This window comes from Allobosea sp. Root483D1 (assembly GCF_001429505.1).
Lineage (GTDB): Bacteria > Pseudomonadota > Alphaproteobacteria > Rhizobiales > Beijerinckiaceae > Allobosea.
In genome coordinates this window covers 298,293-317,982 of the sequence record NZ_LMJW01000001.1, presented here as the reverse complement: position 1 = coordinate 317,982, position 19,690 = coordinate 298,293, and the positions used below count along the sequence as shown (strand labels likewise).

Here is a 19,690-nt window from a genome sequence, read left to right as displayed (position 1 = left end):
TAGGCGGAAACGCATGGCAGTCCGATCGGTGCCGAGGCTGAGCGCTCAGAACAGGCTGAGCTGCGCCTTCTCCTTCTCCGGCTTGACGAAGAGGTCGGTGCGCAGGCGCAGCCGCGCGCTGTTGAAGCCGAGCCGCTCGGCCGCCATCTCGAAGCGCCGACCGATCATCCAGGCATAGGGGCCGGAGCCGACCTGGCGCTGGCCCCAGGCGGCGTCGTAATCCTTGCCGCCGCGGGTCGAGCGGATCAGCGAGACGACATGGCGCATCTTGTCGGGATGGTGCGTCACCAGCCAGTCCTGCACGATGTCCTTCACCTCGAGCGGCAGGCGCAGCAGCACATAGCCGGCCTCGCGCGCTCCCGCGGCCTTCGCGGCATCGAGGATGCGCTCGATCTCGTGCTCGTTGATCGCCGGCACGATCGGGGCGACCAGCACTGTCACAGGAATGCCGGCTTCCGTCAGCTTGCGGATCGTCTCGATCCGTCTGGCGGGTGAAGCGGCGCGCGGCTCCATGTTGCGGGCAAGCTTGGGGTCGAGCGTCGTCACCGAAAGCGCGACCTTGACCAGCCCCTTCGCGGCCATTGGCGCAAGGATATCGATGTCGCGCTGCACCAGCGCCGATTTGGTGACGATGCCGACCGGATGGTTGAACTTCGCCAGCACCTCCAGGATCCCGCGCATGATCCGCAGCTTCTTCTCGATCGGCTGGTAGGCGTCGGTGTTGGTGCCGATCGCGATGGTGCGCGGCTGGTAGCTCGGTGATGACAGTTCCTTCTCCAGCAGTTGTGCCGCGTCCGGCTTGGCGGTCAGCTTGCTTTCGAAGTCGAGCCCCGGCGACAGCCCGAGATAGGCGTGGCTCGGCCGGGCGAAGCAGTAGACGCAGCCATGCTCGCAGCCGCGATAGGGGTTGATCGAGCGGTCGAACGAGATATCCGGCGAGTCATTCCTGGTGATGATCGTCCGCGGCTTCTCGACCGAGACCTCGGTCTTGAACGGCGGCAGCTCGCCGAGCGAGCCCCAGCCGTCATCCTCGCTGATGCGTGTCTCGGCCTCGTAGCGGCCGCCGGGATTGATCGTCGCGCCGCGTCCGCGCCGCCGCTCGGGGTCGATCTGGCTGCCGACATGGGCGAGCGGATCGACCGGCAGGGGCCGTGCCGGCGCCGAAACGCTTCCGGGCTCGGTGTCGCGGCGCTTGAGCGGTTGCGCCCTGGCTGAGGGCCTGGCCTGCAACATGGCTTCGTCTCCCGGCGGAATCGGTTGTTCCCAGACCAAGGAATGTGAACATAACAGGAACAGAATGCAAGTGACAGGATTGCGACATGTTGCACTGCGTCATAAGCTGATCGCCCATGATCACCGCCGTCATCCGGGCCAATCGCGACGTCGAAGCGCTTGCAGCGACCTTGTCCGTGCTGATTCCCGCGGTCGCGCAGGGCGTGATCGGCCATGCCGTGGTGATCGACGAAGCGGATGATGCCGCGATCGAACGTCTCGCCGACGAGACCGGCGCCAGCTATGTGAGGGCCAAGAATTTGGCCAAGAACGGCGAGGCCTGGTCCAGTGGGGTCGCCCAGGCGCGCGGCGACTGGGTCATCCTGCTCGAAGCCGGCGATCTGCCCGAGCCACAATGGACGCCGAGCATCGAGCGGCATTTGCTGACGATGGCGATGCGGCCGGCCTTGATGCCGCTGCGCGGCATGGCCGCGGCGCTGTGCGAATGGGGTGCGGTCTCGCTGCGCTCGCGCGGCGTCAGGGCAGGGCTGCTGGCGCCGAAGACGCAGATTCTGTCCGGCCGGCTGGCGCGCGCGCCGCGCCGGCTCGCCGTCCGCCGCGAGCGCGCCGCGCTCTGACGTTTCAGAGCTGGTTGGTGCGGAAGGTGTCGCAGCTCTGCATGTTGCCGGACTTGAAGCCCGTGTTGAACCAGCGTGTGCGCTGCGCCGAAGAGCCGTGCGTGAAGGAATCAGGCACGACGACGCCGCGCCCCTGTTGCTGCAGCTTGTCGTCGCCGATCGCGGAGGCCGAGCGCAGCGCTTCGTCGATGTCGCCGGGCTGAATGCGGTCCATCGCCTGGATGTTGTAGGCCCAGACGCCGGCGAAGCAGTCTGCCTGCAGTTCTGTCCGCACCGAGAGTTGGTTCGATTCGCGCTCGGAGACCCTTTGGCGCAGCTCGTTCACCTTGGGCAGGATGCCGAGCAGGTTCTGGATGTGATGGCCGACCTCGTGGCCGACGACATAGGCATAGGCGAAGTCGCCGCCGCCGCCGAGCTTACGCTGCATCTCCTGGAAGAAGGAGAGGTCGAGATAGACCCGCTGGTCGTTGGGGCAATAGAACGGCCCCATCGCCGCCTGGGCCGTGCCGCAGCCCGAGCGGTCGACGCCGCTGAACAGCACCAGCTTCGGTGGCACGTATTTGCGGTTGGCCTGCTGCGGCAGCACCTTGCCCCAGATGTCCTCGTTCTGCGCCAGCACGGCCGAGACGAAGCGGCCCATCTCGTCCTGCGGCGGGCCGGCCGATTTGCGCTGGTCCTGTGTCGGTGCGCTGCGCCCGCCGATGCCGCCGATCATCTCGGCGCCGCCGATCAAGAGGCGCGGATCGATGCCGAGCGCCCAGCCGAGCAGGCCGAGCACGACCATGGTGCCGATGCCGATGCCGCCGCGTCCGCCGGGAAGGCCGGCATATTCGCCACCGCCCCCGCCACGCCGATCCTCGAGATTGTCGGACTGGCGGTAATCTTCCCAACGCATGCGCGAACCCTTGTTGCAGCGCCGCCAATGTCCGCGAGGCGGCGCTGGAACTCAAGCCCCGTCGCGCAGGCCGCCTCAATGATAGCCGCTATCGGCCTTCACCTTGCCGCGGAAGGTCCAGTAGACGAAGGCGGTGTAGAACAGGATCATCGGCAGGAGGAAGCTGACGCCGATCAGCACGAAGATGTGCGAGCTCGGTGCCGCCGCCGTGTCCCAGATCGTCAGGCCCGGCGGCACGAGATAGGGAAAGTTCGAGATCGCGAGGCCGAGGAAGCAGAGCACGAAGATCGCGATGGTGAAGGCGAAGGGCGTGAACTCGTGGTTTCCGTGCAGCCGCTTCCAGGCCATGTAGCCGCAGAAGGCGGTGAGCACCGGGAAGGGCCAGAGCAGCATCAGGTTCGAGGGGGTGAACCAGCGCTCGGCGATGCGCGGATGCGCATAGGGCGTCCACAGCGAGACCAGCACGGCGAAGGCGAGCAGGCCGATGAGCAGCGTCTTCGCCTGCCGGCGGGCGCGCTCGGCCACCGGCCCTTCGGTCTTGTAGACCAGCCAGGTCGCTCCGAGCGTGGCATAGCCGATGACGACGCCGACGCCGCACATCAGCGTGAACGGGGTCAGCCAGTCGAAGGGACCGCCGGCGAACTGCTTGTCGACGACCTTGATGCCCTGCAGCAGCCCGCCGAGGATGACGCCTTGCGCGAAGGCCGCGCAGGTCGAGCCGAGCCAGAAGGCGAGGTCCCAGATCCGGTGCTTCGGTTTCGCCACCCAGCGGAACTCGAAGGCGACGCCGCGGAAGATCAGCGACAACAGCATCAGCGTCACCGGCAGGTACAGGGCCGGCATGATCACCGCATAGGCGACCGGGAAGGCGACCAGGAGGCCGGCGCCGCCGAGCACCAGCCAGGTCTCGTTGCCGTCCCAGAACGGCGCGACCGAGTTCATCATCTGGTCGCGCTCGCTTTCGTCGCCGGTCGTCGGGAACAGGATGGCGATGCCGAGGTCGAAACCATCCAGCACGACATAGAAGATCACGGCGGTGCCGATCAGCCCGGCCCAGATCACGGGGAGATACCATTCCATAGTAGCTCTCCTCAGCTCGCCGGCTGGATTTTGTTGTCGCCGGGATGGCCGTCGCCGAAGATGGCGGAGGCCGGCGCCTGCGCTGCCTTGAGCGGCCGCTTCGACGGCTGCTCGGGCGGATCCTCGGAGCTGATCTCGTCCGGCCCCTTGGCGACCAGGCGGTTGATCAGCGCGATGCCGGCTGCGAACACCACGCAATAGACGAAGACGAACAGCGCCAGCGAGATCGCGACCTCGGCGGTGGTGATCGGCGAGACTGCATCCTTGGACCGCAGGATGCCGGTGGCGAGCCAGGGCTGGCGCCCGACCTCGGTGACGAACCAGCCGGCGAGAATGGCGATGAAGCCGGCCGGCCAGGTGTACTGGGCGATCCAGAGCCAGCGCCGCGACTCGAAGATGCGGCCGCGCCACCAGAGCCAGGCCCCGACCCAGCCGAACAGGATCATCAGCGTGCCGAGCCCAACCATCAGCCGGAAGCCGAAGAAGGGGATGAGGACCGGCGGACGATCCTGGACGGCGAAGTCCTTCAGGCTCGGGAACAACGCATCCATGCTGCCATGGGTGAGCAGGCTGGCGACGCCGGGGATCGAGATTTCGAAGCGGTTGAGCTCGGCCTTCTCGTCCGGCCAGGCGAACAGGACGAGCGCGCCGGGCTTCGACGAATCCCAATGCGCCTCGATCGCGGCGAGCTTGGCCGGCTGGTAGATCGCGGTTTGCTTGCCGTGGAAGTCTCCGATGACAGCCTGCAGCGGCGCGGTCAGCGCGATCATCAGGATCGCCATGCGCACCATCGTCCTGGCCGATTCGGTGCGGTGGCCGGCGAGCAGATGGCGCGCGCCTGTCGCCAGCACGACGAAGGCGGTGGTGAGATAGGCGGCCGTCATCATATGCGCGAAGCGCAAGGGGAAGGTCGGGTTGAAGACGATCTTCAGCCAGTCGACCGGATAGGCGATGCCGTCGCGGACCTCGTGCCCGGCCGGATACTGCATCCAGCTGTTGGCGGAGAGGATCCAGAAGCCGGACAGCGCCGTGCCGCCGGCGACGATGATGGCTGAGAGGAAGTGCAGCCAGGGCGGCACCCGCTTCCAGCCGAACAGCAGCACGCCCAGGAAGGACGCCTCGAGGAAGAAGGCACTCAGCACCTCGTAGCCGATCAGCGGGCCGATCACATTGCCGGTCACCGCCGAGAACCGGCTCCAATTGGTGCCGAACTGGTAGGAGAGCACGATGCCGGAAACCACGCCCATGGCGAAGGAGACCGCGAAGATCTTGGTCCAGAACCGGGCGAGCAGATGGAATTTCTGGTCGCCGGTCTTCAGCCACAGGCCCAGCAGCGTCGCGATATAGGCCGAGAGCCCGATCGTGAAGGCCGGGAAGACGATGTGGAACGAGACCGTGAAGGCGAACTGGATACGTGACAGCAGAAAGGCGTCGATTTCCATCGCATCGCTCCGGCGTGCCGGCCACGAACGTCATGGCCGAAAAGACCCTGCTGGTTGCAGGTTCTACTTTGCACACGGAATAATCAAGCGGATGCGGCAGGGCAGCCGTCGGTGGTGACGCAGTGGCATCGCGCCGCTGCGTCAAAGCGCGTCGAGGGCGGCCTTGAGAGCCCGCAGGTCGCGCCAGGCGAGACGCTTCTGCAGCGGCTGGCGCAGGAGATAGGCCGGGTGCAGCGTCGGGATCGCCCGGATCATGCGCTTGCCGGTGTCGTACTCCATCCAGCGGCCGCGCGAGGCCAGGATGCCGGTGACGCCGAGCAGCGCTTGCGCCGAGGGAGCGCCGATGCAGACCAGGATGTCGGGATCGACCAATTCGATCTGGCGCTGGATGAAGGGCAGGCAGATCGCCACCTCCTGCAGCGTCGGCGTGCGGTTGCCGGGCGGGCGCCAGGGCACGGTGTTGGCGATGTAGACATGCTCCTGCCGGGTGAGGCCGATCGCGCCGAGCATCCGGTCGAGCAATTGTCCCGAGCGCCCGACGAAGGGCAGGCCGGCACGGTCCTCGTCGGCCCCCGGCGCCTCGCCGACGACCATCACCTTCCCCGCCGGATTGCCGTCGGCGAAGACAAGGTTCTTGGCGGTCGCCTTGAGCGGGCAGCCTTCGAAGCTCGCGAGTGCCACCTTGAGCTCGTCCAGCGTCGTCGCCGCTCGCGCCAGGGCCCGCGCCGACAGCGCCGCCTCGTCGGGGGAGGTAGCGGCAGCCGCATCGACGGGGCGTCGCGCGGCCTGCTGTGGCGCAGGGACGAGACGTGCGACAGGCTGTCGCGCCGGCTCGGGTGCAGCTGCGAAATGGTCGTGCGGCGTCTCGTCGAGCGCTTCGGTGACGCCCATTTCGGCGTACCAGGCGATCAGTTCGGCTGCGGAGACGGCATCAAGGGACATGAGCGGCAGAATACAGCGGCGCACGGAACGAAGCGAGCCCGTTCGCTGTTGCAAAATAAGCGGGAGCCCCGGATAGAGGAATTCCAATCAGCCCCGCGGCTTGGCGGGGCGATCGAGATAGTTCATATATAAACTATCTAACGACATATAAGCGGCGCGGGTGGAGGGCAGCATGGATCTGAAGGAAGCGCAAAGCACGCCGCGCGAGAGCATGGACTATGACGTCGTTATCGTTGGCGCTGGTCCCGCCGGGCTCGCCGCTGCGATCCGGCTGAAGCAGCTCGACGAGGCGATCTCTGTCGTCGTGGTCGAGAAGGGCTCTGAGGTCGGCGCGCATATCCTCTCCGGTGCGGTCATCGATCCGATCGGTCTCGACAAGCTGCTACCCGACTGGCGCCAGGACGAGGCGCGTCCGCTCCATACCGAAGTCAGCGAGGACGTCTTCTATTTCCTCGGCCCGGCCGGCGGGGCGCGCCTGCCGAATTTCGCCATGCCGAAGCTGATGAACAATCACGGCAATTTCGTCGGCTCGCTCGGCTTGGTGGCAAAGTATCTCGCGGCCCGCGCCGAGGCGCTCGGCGTCGAGATCTATCCGGGCTTCGCCGCCGCCGAGCTGCTCTACAACGAGGACGGCTCGGTCGCCGGCATCGCCACCGGTGACATGGGCATCGCCAAGGACGGCACGGTCTCGGAACGATTCACCCGCGGCATGGAACTGCGCGGCCGCTACACCCTGCTCGGCGAGGGCGCGCGCGGCTCGCTCTCCAAGATCGCGATCAAGCGCTTTGCTCTGGACGAAGGCCGCGAGCCGCAGAAATACGGCATCGGCCTCAAGGAAATCTGGCAGGTCAAGCCGGAGAAGTTCAAGAAGGGGCTGGTCCAGCACTCCTTCGGCTGGCCGCTCGACATGTCGACCGGCGGCGGCTCCTTCCTCTACCATTTCGACGACAACCTGGTTTCGGTCGGCTTCGTCGTCCACCTCAACTACACGAACCCGACGCTCTCGCCCTTCGACGAGTTCCAGCGCTTCAAGACCCACCCGATGATCCGCGACGTCTTCGAGGGGGCCAAGCGCCTCTCCTATGGCTCGCGCGCCATCACCGAGGGCGGCTGGCAATCGGTGCCGAAGCTGACCTTCCCGGGCGGGGCGCTGATCGGCTGCTCGGCCGGCTTCGTCAACGTGCCGCGCATCAAGGGCAGCCACAACGCCATCCTGTCGGGCATGCTGGCGGCTGAGCACCTCGTGCCGGCGCTGGCGGCAGGCCGCTCCCACGACATGGTCGACGGGATCGAGGAGAGCTGGCGCGACTCCGAGATCGGCCGCGACCTCAAGCTGGTGCGCAACGTCAAGCCGCTCTGGTCGAAGCTCGGCACGCTCGGCGGCGTCATGCTCGGCGGCATCGACATGTGGCTGAACCAGCTCTTCGGCTGGTCGCCCTTCGGCACGCTGAAGCACGGCAAGCCCGACCATGCCACGCTGAAGCCGATCGGCATGGTCACGCCGATCGGCTACCCCAAGCCCGACGGCAAGATCTCCTTCGACAAGCTCTCCTCGGTCTTCCTTTCGGCGACGAATCACGAGGAGGACCAGCCGGCGCATCTGAAGCTGACCGACCCGAACGTGCCGGTGCTGCAGAACCTGCCGCTCTATGGCGAGCCGGCGCGGCTCTATTGCCCGGCCGGCGTCTACGAGGTGGTCTATGCCGATCCGGAGAAGCAGTCGCTGCCGCGTTTCGTGATCAACGCCCAGAACTGCGTGCACTGCAAGACCTGCGACATTAAGGACCCGGCCCAGAACATCACCTGGACGGTGCCGGAAGGGTCAGGCGGTCCAAACTACTCGAACATGTGATAGTCTTCGAGCCGCTTATCCAAGATTAAGGCCGCGCTGGATGCACCCCGCGCGGCCTTGTTCTTTTCAGCTGGGCGGGGCGGCGAATCAGCCCTTGCGGACGATCGGAGCGGGCTTCTCCGGCTCCTTGGTGGCGCAGCCGCCGGCGATGCCGGCGAGCGTCAGGACCGCAGCGAGAGCGAGCGAGACCTTCTTCATTTGAAGTGTCCTAAACGAATCGTCGCGAATATCCGCGACAGCGGAATTCTATGCCGATTTGCTTTGCGGAACGCTAATGTTTCAACTGCTGCTCCAAGCAGTTGAGCGTGCTTTTCACGTCAGCGTGACGGTGGCGTTGCAGCGGCGACACCGGGCTTGTCGGCAGGCCCGGAAACGGCCATGTTGGCGGCCTAATCGTTCAGGTCACGGTCCCGTCCACGGACCAGTCCCCGGCGCCGGGGCGGACCGAGGGAGAAAGTTGAACGTGACGTTTCAGATCAACGGCCGTAGCGCCGCTTTAGTGCTGGCGTTTGTCGCAGGTTTGCATGTCGGCATGCCCGCGCTCGCGCAGGCGCGCCCGGTCGAGAAGTTCGAGCCGGCCGAGAGCCTCGAAGGCAATTACCTGGCGGCCGTCGTGGCTGGCTCTGCCCGCGACCTCGGCGCGGCCTCGATCTACCTGCGCGAGGCGATCAGGAACGATCCCCAGAACAGCGAGCTGCTCGAGCGCGGCTTCGTCGCCTTCCTCGCCGACGGCGCGATGAACGAGACCTTCCGCGCCGCCGAGAAACTGATCCAGCGCGACGCCACCAACGGCCTCGCCCAGCTGGCGCTCGGCGTGCGTGCGCTGAAGCAGAAGAACTATGGCGCGGCCCGCACCCAGCTGCAGCGCGGCGGCCGCGGCCGTTCCGCCGACATCACCGCGACACTGCTTGCGGCCTGGGCCTATTCCGGCTCGGGCGAGACCAACCGCGCGCTCGACACGCTGGAGCGCCTCAAGGGTGAAGCGACCTTCGACCGTTTCCGCGATTTCCATGCCGGGCTGATCCTCGACATTGCCGGCCGCCGCAACGACGCGAGCCGCCGGCTCAAGGCGGCCTATGACGCCGAGAAGACCAATTTGCGCCTCGTCGATCTCTGGGCCCGCCAGCAGGCGCGCGCCGGCGACAGCGAGGCGGCCCTGGCGACGTTGAACGATTTCGAGCAGCGCGTGCGCCCGAACCATCCGGTGGTGCGCGATGCCATCGCCAAGATCAGCAGCAAGGAGCCGCTGCAGCGCATCGTCGGCAACACCCAGCAGGGTGCGGCCGAAGTGCTCTACGGCCTCGCCAGCGCGGGCATCTTGCAAGGAGACGAAGCCACCGCGCTCCTTTACCTGCGCTTCGCGGTCTATCTCGATCCCGGCCACGATCTCGCCGTGCTGACGCTGGCCGACATCCTGGAGCGCGCCAAGCAGACCGAGGATGCGGTCCAGGTCTACCGCCGCATGCCGGAGAACTCGCCGCTGCGGCCCGTCGCCGACATCCAGATCGGGCTCGGCCTCGAACAGCTCGGCAAGACCGACGAGGCGGTCAAGTATCTCGAGACGATCATCGCGGCGCGGCCCGATGATATCGACGCCACCTCTGCGCTCGGCAACATCTATCGCTCGCGCAAGCGCTTCGAGGAGGCGGCCGCGACCTATGACAAGGCGGTCGCCAAGCTCGGCACGGCCAGCCGCTCCAACTGGGACCTGTTCTACTCGCGCGGCATCGCCTATGAGCGCACCAAGAAATGGCCGCAGGCCGAAGCCGATCTGCGCAAGGCGCTGGAGCTGATGCCGGAGGCGCTCGGCCGCGAGCGTGCCCTCGTGCTCAACTATCTCGGCTATTCACTGGTCGACCAGAACCTCAAGCTCGAAGAGGCGCTCGGCATGCTGCGCCGTGCCGTCGAGCTCAGGCCGCGCGACGGCTACATCATCGATTCGCTCGGCTGGGCGCATTACCGGCTCGGCCGCTATGATGAGGCGGCAGCCGAACTCGAGAAGGCGATGGAGCTGCGCCCTTCCGATCCGGTGATCAACGACCATCTCGGTGACGTCTACTGGAAGACCGGGCGCTATCTCGAGGCGCGCTACCAGTGGAACTACGCCCGTGATCTCGGGCCCGAGCCGGAGGACCTGACCCGGATCCAGCGCAAGATCGAGAAGGGGCTCGACGATCAGGCGCCCTCGGCCAATGCGGCCGAGCCGAAGAAGGATGGCGGCTGATCCTTGCCTGCCAAGCTGGCGACCCGCGCCCCGGCCAAGGTCAATCTGAGCCTGCGCGTCCTTGGACGCCGGGCCGACGGCTATCATGAGCTCGACAGCCTCGTCGCCTTCGCCGGCGTCGGCGACGAGCTGAGCCTTATGCCCGGTGAACCCGGCGGCCTTCAGCTCTCCGGCCCGTTCGCCGCAGGCCTCTCGAGCGAGCCGGACAATCTCGTCCTCAAGGCCGAGCGCGTCCTGCGCGAGGAGATTGCCGGCCTGCGCTCGGGCCGCTTCCATCTCGTCAAGCGCCTGCCGGTCGCCTCGGGCATCGGCGGCGGCTCGGCCGATGCGGCCGCGGCGCTGCGCTTGCTGGCCCGGCTCAACGGCCTGCCGCTGTCGCACCCGGCGCTGCTCGCCGCCGCCGGCCGGATCGGCGCCGATGTCCCGGTCTGCCTGGAGGCGCGCGCTCGCGTCATGCGCGGCATCGGCGAGCAACTCGGCCCGGCGCTGCGGCTGCCGCGCCTGTTTGCGCTCCTGGTCAATCCCGGCGTCGCGGTCGAGACCGCGCCGGTGTTCCGCGCGCTCGGGCTCCAGTCGGGGCAGGGGCATGCAGGCGGCGTCGAGGCGGTCAAGGCGGGTGAGCCATCGCCAGCGACCTCGGCGTCGCTGATCGCCGCGCTGGCCGCCTCCGGCAACGATCTCGAAGGGCCGGCCCGCGCAGTCGCGCCCGTCATTAGTGAGGTGCTGTCGATATTGTCTGCGCTGCCCGACTGCCGGTTGGCACGCATGTCGGGCTCCGGCGCGACCTGCTTTGCGCTGTTCGACGACTGCCGTGCCAGCGCCGAGGCGGGCAAGCTCCTGGCGCATGGCCAGCCGGATTGGTGGGTGAAGCCGACCGTGTTGAGGTGAGGCGGGTACGGCGCCTTAAGGCGTTGGGCTCGCGACTTGCGGCAATAGGCCCTTGAGCATCAGCAAGCCGATTGTCGCGACTGTCGTCGCGTCGCGGATGGCGCCACTTTCGATCATCATTGCCACCTCGGCCGCCGAGAAGCGGCGGGTAACGAGTCCTTGCTCTTCGTGGTCGAGCCGCTGCGTCGTCGCGGTGAGGTTTCGCGCCAGGAAGACGTGGCAGCCCTGATTCGAATAGCCGTAGCATTCGTACAGGTAGCCGACGCGGATGATCTCGCCGGCTTCGAGCCCGGTCTCCTCACGCAACTCGCCGCGGGCGACGTCGAGCGGGTCGGCCTCCGGCGTGGTTTCCCAGGAGCCTTGCGGTATCTCCCAGAAGCGCCGGCCAACCGGATAACGGTACTGTTCGACCAGGTGAAAGTCGCCGTTCTTCTCAATCGCGACGATCGCCGCGAAATCGGTCTTCTCGACGACGCCGTAGATGCCCTTCGATCCGTCCTGGCGGAGAATCTCGTCTTCCCGGACCTTCATCCAGCGGTTTTCGTAGACGAGCCGCGACGACAGCGTCCGGATTTCCGCTTTCGGATCGGATGTCATGCGAGGTGCTTGCCGAGCGGGCTTCAGTGCGCCCGCGCCACGCAGAAATCGACGGCGTCGTTGAGCGCTTGCTTCATTGGCGATGACGGGAACAGGCCGAGCGCGTCTTTCGCCATCTTGGCGTAGTGGCGGGCGCGCTCGATCGTGTCGGCGAGCGTGCCGTGCTTGCGCATCAGCGCCTGCGCTGCTTCGAGATCGCCGTCGCGGACCTCGCCCTGCTGCAGGGTGCGGCGCCAGAAGGCACGCTCCTCTTCGTTGCCGCGGCGGAAGGAGAGCACCACCGGCAGCGTGATCTTGCCCTCGCGGAAATCGTCGCCGACATTCTTGCCGAGCTGGCCCGCGGAGCCGCCATAGTCCAGCGCGTCGTCGACGAGCTGGAAGGCGATGCCGAGATTGAGCCCGTAGCTGCGGCAGGCGGCCGCCTCGCCCTTCGAGGATCCGGCGATCACCGGCCCGACCTCGCAGGCCGCGGCGAAAAGTTCGGCCGTCTTGCCGCGGATCACGGCGAGGTACTCGTCCTCGGTGGTCTCGGTGTTCTTGGCGGCGGCGAGCTGCATGACCTCGCCCTCGGCGATCACGGCCGCGGCGGTGGAGAGGATGTCGAGCGCGCGCAGCGAGCCGACCTCGACCATCATCTTGAAGGCCTGGCCGAGCAGGAAATCGCCGACCAGCACGCTCGCCTCGTTGCCCCAGAGCATGCGGGCGGCGAGCCTGCCACGGCGCATGTCGCTCTGGTCTACGACATCGTCGTGCAGCAGCGTCGCCGTGTGCATGAACTCGACCGAAGCCGCGAGCTTGACATGGCCCTCGCCGCGATAGCCGCAGAGCGCCGCCGTCGCCAGCGTCAGCATCGGCCGCAGGCGCTTGCCGCCGGACGAGATCAGGTGGTTCGCGACCTCCGGGATCATCGTCACTTCGGATCCGGTGCGCGACAGGATCATCGCGTTGACCCGCTCCATGTCGGCGCGCGTCAATCCGACCAGCGGTTCGATCCCGCTTTGGCCGGTGTCCTTGTCTTCGAAAGCTACGACGACGCCCACTCGCAAACTCCGGCCGGTTCTCGCGCATCCGCGCATATGCCCTTGCCACAAACGTCGCATGCGTGGCCAGCCCCCGGCAATCCTTCGCGGCGCAGCAGATTGACGCTGCGCTGCCGTTCTGGCCCGGGCTAGAGCCGGATCCGATCAGGTTGGCTCAACCTGATCGGTGAATCCGTCTCTCGCTTTGAGTTTAGAGACCGTTTTTCCGATCGGCTTGCGGTGCAAGCTGATCGGAACGGGCTCAAGGCGATCTTTCCTGTTGCGCCCGGCGCGCCTCGTGGGCTCCATGACCGCATGCATGAACTCGTCCGCTCCAACGATATCGTCCTGCTCGGCGCCATCGAAGCCCTGCTGGCTTCGGCCAATCTCGATTGCCTGATCGCCGACCAGCACATCAGCGCCCTCGAAGGCATGATCGGTGCCTTTCCGCGCCGCCTGCTGGTACGTGAGCAGGACAGCAAGCGCGCTCGCGCACTCTTGATCGAGGCGGGCTATGGCGACGAACTCCGCCATGAGCGCTGAGGCGCCCGGCCTCGGCGAGATCGGCGAGGATCGGCTGCTCGGCGGGCGCCTGCGCCTGCTGCAGCCGGTGAAAGGGCATCGCGCCGGCTCGGATGCCGTCCTGCTGGCTGCGGCGGTTCCCGAGCTCGGCGAAGGGTCGCTCGCCGATTTCGGCGCTGGCGTCGGCACAATCGGGCTCGCCGTCGCGCTACGGCAGCCGGCGCTCGATGTCGTCCTGGTCGAGTGTGATCCGGAACTCGCCGCGCTCGCGGCCCGCAATGCCGGGCTCAACGGCCTGGAGGAGCGGGTGCGCACTGTCGTTTGTGCGATCGGCGAGCGGGGCGGGGGCCTCGCTCACCAGGGTTTGACGACGGCGTCGATGGCCTGGATCGCGATGAACCCGCCCTTCTTCGAGGCTGGCGAGGTGCGCGCCTCCCCGGTCGCCAACCGGCGCGTGGCGCATGTCGCGGGGCAATCGCTCGGGGACTGGCTGAAGGAGGCGCGTCGCGTCCTGAAGCCGGGCGGGGGCGTCAGCATCATCCACCGCGCCGAGGCGCTGGGAGCGGTTCTCGCCGGCCTGGAAACGGGGTTCGGCGGGGTCGAGATCCGTCCGGTCCACGGCCAGGCGGAGCGGCCGGCGATCCGGGTGATCGTCTCGGCCCGTCTCGGCAGCAAAAAGCCGGCAGCTTTGCTGCCGGCTCTCGTTCTCAATGGCGGCGATGGGCGCTTCACCGCCTTCAGCGAGGCGCTCCATCGCGGCGAGGCGTTGCTCGCCTAGGGCTGGATCAGCGGCAGACGCGCACCGGGCGGATCACCCAGCGATAGCCGTTCCAGACGCGCCGATCGACGAAATAGCAGCGCGGACGGTAGACCGGGCGGCCATAATAGCGGCGCGGACCATAATAGGGCCGGCCGTAGTACTGGACCTGCTCGATCAGTCCGGCTCCGGTCGAGGCGGCAGGGGCGCTGCCGGCCGCGAACGGCGCGGCGTTGGCCGGGGCGACGGCAAGGCCGGTGAAGAGGAGGGCGCCGGCGCCGAACAGGGCGGCGGCGATACGGTTCGACAGCATGTGCATACTCCTGCGTGTCGCGTCGGCCCGTCTCAAGCACTCGCCCCGAATGCCGCGGACCGTTCGATGATGCGACGATAGCCACCGCTATATGAATGCGATCCTTGCCGAAGGGTTCATGCGCCATTCATGGCCCAGCGCTTGACCATGAGCGTCGCCAGCCCCTAATCACGCCGCAAGTTTCTCGACAGTTTAAAAGGCTGATGCCCTTGGCCGCGTCCTCCGATCCGCTGAACCCGACCCGCTCCTTCCAGGGGCTGCTGCTGACCTTGCAGCGCTTCTGGGCCGAGCGCGGCTGCGTCATCCTCCAGCCCTACGACATGGAGGTCGGTGCCGGCACCTTCCATCCGGCGACGACGCTGCGCGCGCTCGGTCCCAAGCCCTGGAAGGCGGCCTATGTCCAGCCCTCTCGCCGCCCCAAGGACGGCCGCTATGGCGAGAACCCGAACCGGCTGCAGCACTATTACCAGTTCCAGGTCATCCTGAAGCCGTCGCCGCCTGATCTGCAGCAGCTCTATCTCGACTCGCTCAGGGCGATCGGCGTCGACCTTGCCCTGCACGATGTCCGTTTCGTCGAGGACGATTGGGAGAGCCCGACGCTCGGCGCCTGGGGTCTCGGCTGGGAGTGCTGGTGCGACGGCATGGAAGTCAGCCAGTTCACCTATTTCCAGCAGGTCGCCGGCGTCGAATGCGCCCCGGTCGCGGGCGAGCTCACCTATGGGCTCGAGCGCCTCGCCATGTATGTCCAGGGCGTCGAGAACGTCTACGACCTCAACTTCAACGGCCTCGAAGGCGAGGACCGCATCAGCTATGGCGACGTCTTCCTGCAGGCCGAGCAGGAGTTCTCGCGGCATAATTTCGAGCACGCCAATACCGAGGTACTCTTCCGGCACTTCAGCGATGCCGAGGCCGAGTGCAAGGCACTGCTCGCCGCCGGCGAGGCCGATATCGGCGGCAACGATCCCAGCCACAAGCTCGCTCTGCCGGCCTATGACCAGTGCATCAAGGCGAGCCATGTCTTCAACCTGCTCGATGCGCGCGGCGTGATCTCGGTCACCGAGCGCCAGAGCTACATCCTGCGCGTGCGCGAGCTCGCCAAGGCCTGCGGTGCGGCCTGGCTGAAGACCGCCGGCGGGGGAGCAAACTGATGCCCGATCTCCTGCTCGAACTCTTCTCCGAGGAAATCCCGGCGCGCATGCAGCGCAAGGCCGCCGAGGACCTGAAGAAGCTCGTCACCGATGCGCTGGTCGAGCGCGGCCTGACCTATGAGGGCGCCAAGGCCTTCGCGACGCCGCGCCGGCTCGCGCTGACCATCGCCGGTCTGCCGGTGCGTGGCCGCGATGTCCGCGAGGAGCGCAAGGGGCCGCGCGTCGGCGCGCCGGACGCCGCCGTGCAGGGCTTCCTCAAGGCGGCGGGGCTGTCTTCGCTCGACCAGGCGACCATCGTCAGCGATCCGAAAAAGGGTGATTCCTACGTCGCCGTGATCGAGAAGCCGGGGCAGGAGACTGTCGCCGCGATCGCCGAGATCGTGCCGGCCGTGATCCGCGCCTTCCCCTGGCCGAAATCGATGCGCTGGGGCAAAGCCTCGGCGCAGAGCGGCTCGCTGCGCTGGGTCCGCCCGCTGCATTCGATCCTCTGCACCTTCGGCGCCGAGACCGAGGATCCCGAGGTCGTGCCGTTCGAGGTCGACGGCATCCACTCCTCCAACATCACCTATGGCCATCGCTTCCATGCGCCGGGGCCGATCACGGTCAAGCGCTTCGACGATTACGTCCCGAGCCTGGAGCGGGCCAAGGTCGTGCTCGATGCCGACCGCCGCAAGCAGATCATCGCGGCCGATGCCAAGAACCTCGCCTTCGCCGCGGGGCTGGAGCTGATCGAGGACGAGGGCCTGCTGGAGGAGGTCGCCGGCCTCGTCGAATGGCCGGTCGTGCTGATGGGCGATTTCGAGGAGCGCTTCCTCGATATCCCCGGCGAGGCGATCCGCGCCACCATCCGCGCCAACCAGAAATGCTTCGTGCTGCGCGATCCCAATTCCGGCGAGCTGGCCAATCGCTTCATCCCGGTCTCGAACCTGATGGCCAGCGATGGCGGCCTGGCGATCACCGCCGGCAATGGCCGGGTCGTGCGTGCCCGCCTCTCGGATGCCGCCTATTTCTGGCAGACCGATCGCGGCCCGCTGCCAGATCTCGACACGCTCAAGGAGAGCGCCGAGAAGCTCGGGCTCGATCTTGCCAAGCCGCTCGATCAGCGCATGGCCAAGCTCGACCGGCTCGGCGTCGTCTTCCACGCCAAGCTCGGCACGCAGGGCGAGCGCGTCCAGCGTATCGCGGCGTTGGCGAAGGAGCTGGCGCCGATCGTCGGCGCCGATCCGGCGCTGGCCGAGCGCGCGGCCAAGCTCGCCAAGGCCGACCTGCCGACCGAGATGGTCGGCGAATTCCCCGAGCTTCAGGGGTTGATGGGTCGGAAGTATGCCGAGCTGCAGGGCGAGAATCCCTCGGTCGCCGCGGCGATCGAGGAGCATTACAAGCCGCTCGGCCCCTCCGACCGCGTCCCGACCGACCCGGTCTCGGTCGCTGTCGCGCTCGCCGACAAGCTCGATACGCTGGTCGGCTTCTGGGCGATCGACGAGAAGCCGACCGGGAGCAAGGACCCCTATGCGCTGCGCCGTGCGGCGTTGGGCGTGATCCGGCTGGTGGTCGAGAACGGGGTGCGGCTGGAACTCTCCAAGTTCGCCAGGGACAATGACCTCCTCTCCTTCTTCCACGATCGGCTGAAGGTCATGCTGCGCGACCAGGGCGCGCGGCATGATCTGGTCGATGCGGTGCTGGGAGAGGGCGCGTCGGGCAATGACGATCTCCTGCTCATTACCCGCCGCGTCGCCGCGCTCGGCCGCTTCCTCGAAACCGAGGACGGCAAGAGCCTGCTGGCCGGCTACAAGCGCGCCGCCAATATCCTCAAGGCCGAGGAGAAGAAGGACGGCGAGGGCGCCTTCGCTGATGCCGCCGATCTCCAGCTCATCGCCGCTGCCGGGCTGATCGAGGAGAAGGCGCTCGCGGTCGCGCTGGCGCAAGCGACGCCGAAGGCGGAAGCGGCGGTCGCTGCCGAGGACTATGAGGGCGCCATGTCGGCGCTCGCCGAGCTCAGGCCCGCGGTCGACGCGTTCTTCGACAAGGTCACGGTCAACGATCCCGATCCGGCCCTGCGCGCCAACCGCCTCAAGCTGCTCAACCAGCTGCGCGAGGCGACCCGCGCGGTCGCGGATTTCTCGCGGATTGCCGGCTGACTAGCGCGGGGAGCGCGACACAGAACCCCTCTCCCGGATGGGAGAGGGGCAGGGGTNCCGCCGCTGATTACTTGAGTGCAACGGCGCCGCTGCGACCTCAATCGGATAGGGCAGGCCCTCATCCCTGCCCTTCTCCCACACGGGAGAAGGGTTCCCCGCGCCCTTCATTGCCGTTGGCTCCCCATCCCGCAGTCTTCTACGGGCGCCTAACGATGGCGGGAAAGCACTGTCCCAACACCTCAGCCAGCTACCCTTCCGGAACTTTTTCCCAGGGCTCGACGTTCTCTAGCCCGAGGCCGCTGCCTGCGAATGCATCGCAGCTGGCGCTTCGGGGGGCCGGCTTTCGGCCGCGATAAGAGGATTTGAGCCATGAGCATTCTGATTTCGCTTTTGATCACCATTCTCGTGATCGCTCTCGTGCTTTATCTGGTGCGGATGCTGCCGATCGACGGCAACATCAAGAACATCGTCCAGATCATCGTCATCATCATCGGCATCATCTCGCTGCTGCGCTATCTCGCGGTCTTCTAGCCAAAGGGGCCGCCGTCATGCTCGCCCCGTGGCGGGCATCCATGCGAACATCGCCCGTGACCGGCGAGCCCATGGATGGTCGGGACAAGGCCCGGCCGTGGCGGTGGTGACGTCTCCATCCGCTGATTGACGAAAATCCCGCGCTGATCCAGACTCTCATTGGTCCAGAGGGCCCCGGACGTGACCCGTCCCGGGCCCTTTCCCGTTCGAGATCGAGCGATCGCCGCGATGACTTCGCAGAACCGCACCAGCCATATCCGCCTGACCTCGCATCCCGAGCCCGGCAACGCCTCGACCCGCTTCCCGATCCAGTGGGGTGCCGACACGCCGCAGGAGCGCGGGCCGGTCATCGCCTCCACGACCAACCCGGCCGACCGCAACGTCATCGGCGCCCATGGCGGTTCCTATTCGGTCTATCGCGCTCTCGCCATCTCCGCCCGCGCCATGAACCCGGCGCAGCGGCCGGACCTGACCAACACCCATCCGACCTCCGACATCCTGCCGCAGCCGCAATGGTTCGAGCCCAGCCGGATCGTCTCGCTCGATCCGTTCGGCCATCGCGTCGCGCAGGATTTCGGCAAGTGGATCGGCGAGGGCATCGACATCCGCCCGACCATCGCGGTCACCAAGGCGCGGCTCAACCTGCCCGAGATCCTCGCGGCCATGGCCGGCCATCGGCTGGCGGCCGATGGCCATATCCTTCATGGCTCTGGCGACATCAGCGTCACCAAGATCGCAGTCGATCCGGTCTGGCATCTGCCGGGGATCGCCGAGCGCTTCGCCACCAGCGAGAACGAATTGCGCCGCACGCTGTTCGAACAGACCGGCGGCATGTATCCCGAGCTGGTGACGCGGCCCGACCTCAAGGTCTTCCTGCCGCCGATCGGCTCGATCACCGCCTATGTCATCGGCGAGGTCTCGGCGATTTGCGATCCCAAGAAGACGCTCGCCTGCCGCGTCCATGACGAGTGCAACGGCTCGGACGTGTTTGGCTCCGACATCTGCACCTGCCGGCCCTATCTCGTTCACGGCATCGAGGAAGCGGTGAAGGAAGCGCAAGGAGGCGGCGTCGGCCTGATCGTCTACAACCGCAAGGAGGGCAGGGCGCTCGGCGAGGTCACCAAGTTCCTCGTCTACAATGCCCGCAAGCGCCAGGAGGGCGGCGATTCCGCCGCGACCTATTTCGAGCGCACCGAATGCGTCGCCGGCGTGCAGGATGCCCGCTTCCAGCAATTGATGCCGGATGTTCTGCACTGGCTCGGCGTCAAGCGCATCGACCGGCTGATGTCGATGTCGAACATGAAATACGACGCCATGGTCGAGAGCGGCATCGAGATCGGCGAGCGCGTCGCCATCCCGCCCGAACTCGTCCCGCCGGATGCGTCCGTCGAAATCGAAGCCAAGAAGGCGGCGGGCTATTATTCGCCCGACGGCGCGCCCGGCGATAATGCACTCAAGGCCACCGTCGGCCGCGACCTCGAAAAGTTCTGAA

The 19,690-nt window shown here is 66.9% G+C and carries 18 protein-coding genes; 10 read left to right on the top strand and 8 right to left on the bottom strand.

The genetic code is table 11. The annotated features are described in order from the left end of the window. Positions 1–45: 45 nt before the first annotated feature. Positions 46–1,233: a PA0069 family radical SAM protein gene (locus ASE66_RS01565; RefSeq protein ID WP_082613123.1), complete on the bottom strand. Its 1,188-nt coding sequence runs from the start codon at positions 1,231–1,233 to the stop codon at positions 46–48. A gap of 116 nt (positions 1,234–1,349) precedes the next feature. On the opposite strand from ASE66_RS01565, the gene ASE66_RS01560 reads away from it, so the two are divergent. Further along, on the top strand, positions 1,350–1,850 hold the full coding sequence (locus ASE66_RS01560) for a hypothetical protein (RefSeq protein ID WP_057187816.1): 501 nt from the start codon (positions 1,350–1,352) through the stop codon (positions 1,848–1,850). A 4-nt stretch (positions 1,851–1,854) separates the two neighbouring features. Here the strand turns inward: ASE66_RS01560 and ASE66_RS01555 are convergent, their stop codons facing one another. The 4 genes from ASE66_RS01555 to ASE66_RS01540 form a co-directional block, all read right to left on the bottom strand. Then, positions 1,855–2,745 (bottom strand): neutral zinc metallopeptidase, encoded by an 891-nt coding sequence (locus tag ASE66_RS01555; protein WP_057187815.1) that lies wholly within the window; start codon positions 2,743–2,745, stop codon positions 1,855–1,857. Positions 2,746–2,820: 75 nt separating this feature from the next. Beyond that, a complete protein-coding gene (gene cydB / locus ASE66_RS01550) occupies positions 2,821–3,825 on the bottom strand; it encodes a cytochrome d ubiquinol oxidase subunit II (RefSeq protein WP_057187814.1) in 1,005 nt (334 codons plus the stop codon). Between the two features lie 11 nt (positions 3,826–3,836). Continuing rightward, positions 3,837–5,267 (bottom strand): cytochrome ubiquinol oxidase subunit I, encoded by a 1,431-nt coding sequence (locus ASE66_RS01545; protein WP_057187813.1) that lies wholly within the window; start codon positions 5,265–5,267, stop codon positions 3,837–3,839. Positions 5,268–5,408: 141 nt separating this feature from the next. Then, on the bottom strand, positions 5,409–6,209 hold the full coding sequence (locus ASE66_RS01540) for a uracil-DNA glycosylase (RefSeq protein ID WP_057187812.1): 801 nt from the start codon (positions 6,207–6,209) through the stop codon (positions 5,409–5,411). 172 nt (positions 6,210–6,381) lie between these two features. On the opposite strand from ASE66_RS01540, the gene ASE66_RS01535 reads away from it, so the two are divergent. The 3 genes from ASE66_RS01535 to ASE66_RS01525 all read left to right on the top strand — a co-directional run bounded on the left by ASE66_RS01535 (position 6,382) and on the right by ASE66_RS01525 (position 11,173). Continuing rightward, the gene (locus tag ASE66_RS01535; RefSeq protein WP_057187811.1) at positions 6,382–8,061 is read left to right on the top strand and encodes an electron transfer flavoprotein-ubiquinone oxidoreductase; all 1,680 of its coding nucleotides are present in this window, start codon (positions 6,382–6,384) and stop codon (positions 8,059–8,061) included. 463 nt (positions 8,062–8,524) lie between these two features. Then, on the top strand, positions 8,525–10,285 hold the full coding sequence (locus ASE66_RS01530) for a tetratricopeptide repeat protein (protein WP_244494769.1): 1,761 nt from the start codon (positions 8,525–8,527) through the stop codon (positions 10,283–10,285). A gap of 3 nt (positions 10,286–10,288) precedes the next feature. Then, complete coding sequence (locus ASE66_RS01525; protein WP_057187809.1) at positions 10,289–11,173, top strand: 4-(cytidine 5'-diphospho)-2-C-methyl-D-erythritol kinase; 885 nt, start codon at positions 10,289–10,291, stop codon at positions 11,171–11,173. Between the two features lie 15 nt (positions 11,174–11,188). Here the strand turns inward: ASE66_RS01525 and ASE66_RS01520 are convergent, their stop codons facing one another. Then, a complete protein-coding gene (locus ASE66_RS01520) occupies positions 11,189–11,770 on the bottom strand; it encodes an NUDIX domain-containing protein (RefSeq protein WP_057187808.1) in 582 nt (193 codons plus the stop codon). Positions 11,771–11,793: 23 nt separating this feature from the next. Continuing rightward, entirely contained in the window at positions 11,794–12,810 is a 1,017-nt protein-coding gene (locus ASE66_RS01515) for a polyprenyl synthetase family protein (RefSeq protein WP_057187807.1), read from the bottom strand. Between the two features lie 294 nt (positions 12,811–13,104). Between ASE66_RS01515 and ASE66_RS01510 the strand changes: the two genes are divergently transcribed. Continuing rightward, positions 13,105–13,332 (top strand): DUF2007 domain-containing protein, encoded by a 228-nt coding sequence (locus ASE66_RS01510; protein ID WP_057187806.1) that lies wholly within the window; start codon positions 13,105–13,107, stop codon positions 13,330–13,332. Continuing rightward, positions 13,322–14,089, top strand: coding sequence for a tRNA1(Val) (adenine(37)-N6)-methyltransferase (locus ASE66_RS01505; RefSeq protein ID WP_057187805.1), 768 nt, complete (start codon positions 13,322–13,324; stop codon positions 14,087–14,089). The genes ASE66_RS01510 and ASE66_RS01505 overlap by 11 nt, the downstream gene beginning before the upstream one ends. Before the next feature lie 7 nt (positions 14,090–14,096). On the opposite strand, the gene ASE66_RS01500 is transcribed toward ASE66_RS01505, so the two are convergent. Further along, positions 14,097–14,381 carry a hypothetical protein gene (locus tag ASE66_RS01500; RefSeq protein WP_057187804.1) on the bottom strand — a complete coding sequence of 95 codons (285 nt, stop codon included), beginning with the start codon at positions 14,379–14,381 and terminating at the stop codon, positions 14,097–14,099. A 230-nt stretch (positions 14,382–14,611) separates the two neighbouring features. Between ASE66_RS01500 and ASE66_RS01495 the strand changes: the two genes are divergently transcribed. The 4 genes from ASE66_RS01495 (at position 14,612) to ASE66_RS01485 (ending at position 19,689) form a co-directional block, all read left to right on the top strand. Continuing rightward, complete coding sequence (locus ASE66_RS01495) at positions 14,612–15,529, top strand: glycine--tRNA ligase subunit alpha (protein ID WP_200964547.1); 918 nt, start codon at positions 14,612–14,614, stop codon at positions 15,527–15,529. Further along, on the top strand, positions 15,529–17,667 hold the full coding sequence (gene glyS / locus ASE66_RS01490) for a glycine--tRNA ligase subunit beta (protein WP_057187802.1): 2,139 nt from the start codon (positions 15,529–15,531) through the stop codon (positions 17,665–17,667). The genes ASE66_RS01495 and glyS overlap by 1 nt, the downstream gene beginning before the upstream one ends. Before the next feature lie 369 nt (positions 17,668–18,036). After that, complete coding sequence (locus ASE66_RS32595) at positions 18,037–18,198, top strand: Thivi_2564 family membrane protein (RefSeq protein WP_129158631.1); 162 nt, start codon at positions 18,037–18,039, stop codon at positions 18,196–18,198. Positions 18,199–18,426: 228 nt separating this feature from the next. Then, positions 18,427–19,689 (top strand): GTP cyclohydrolase II, encoded by a 1,263-nt coding sequence (locus tag ASE66_RS01485; protein WP_057187801.1) that lies wholly within the window; start codon positions 18,427–18,429, stop codon positions 19,687–19,689. Position 19,690: the final 1 nt, after the last annotated feature.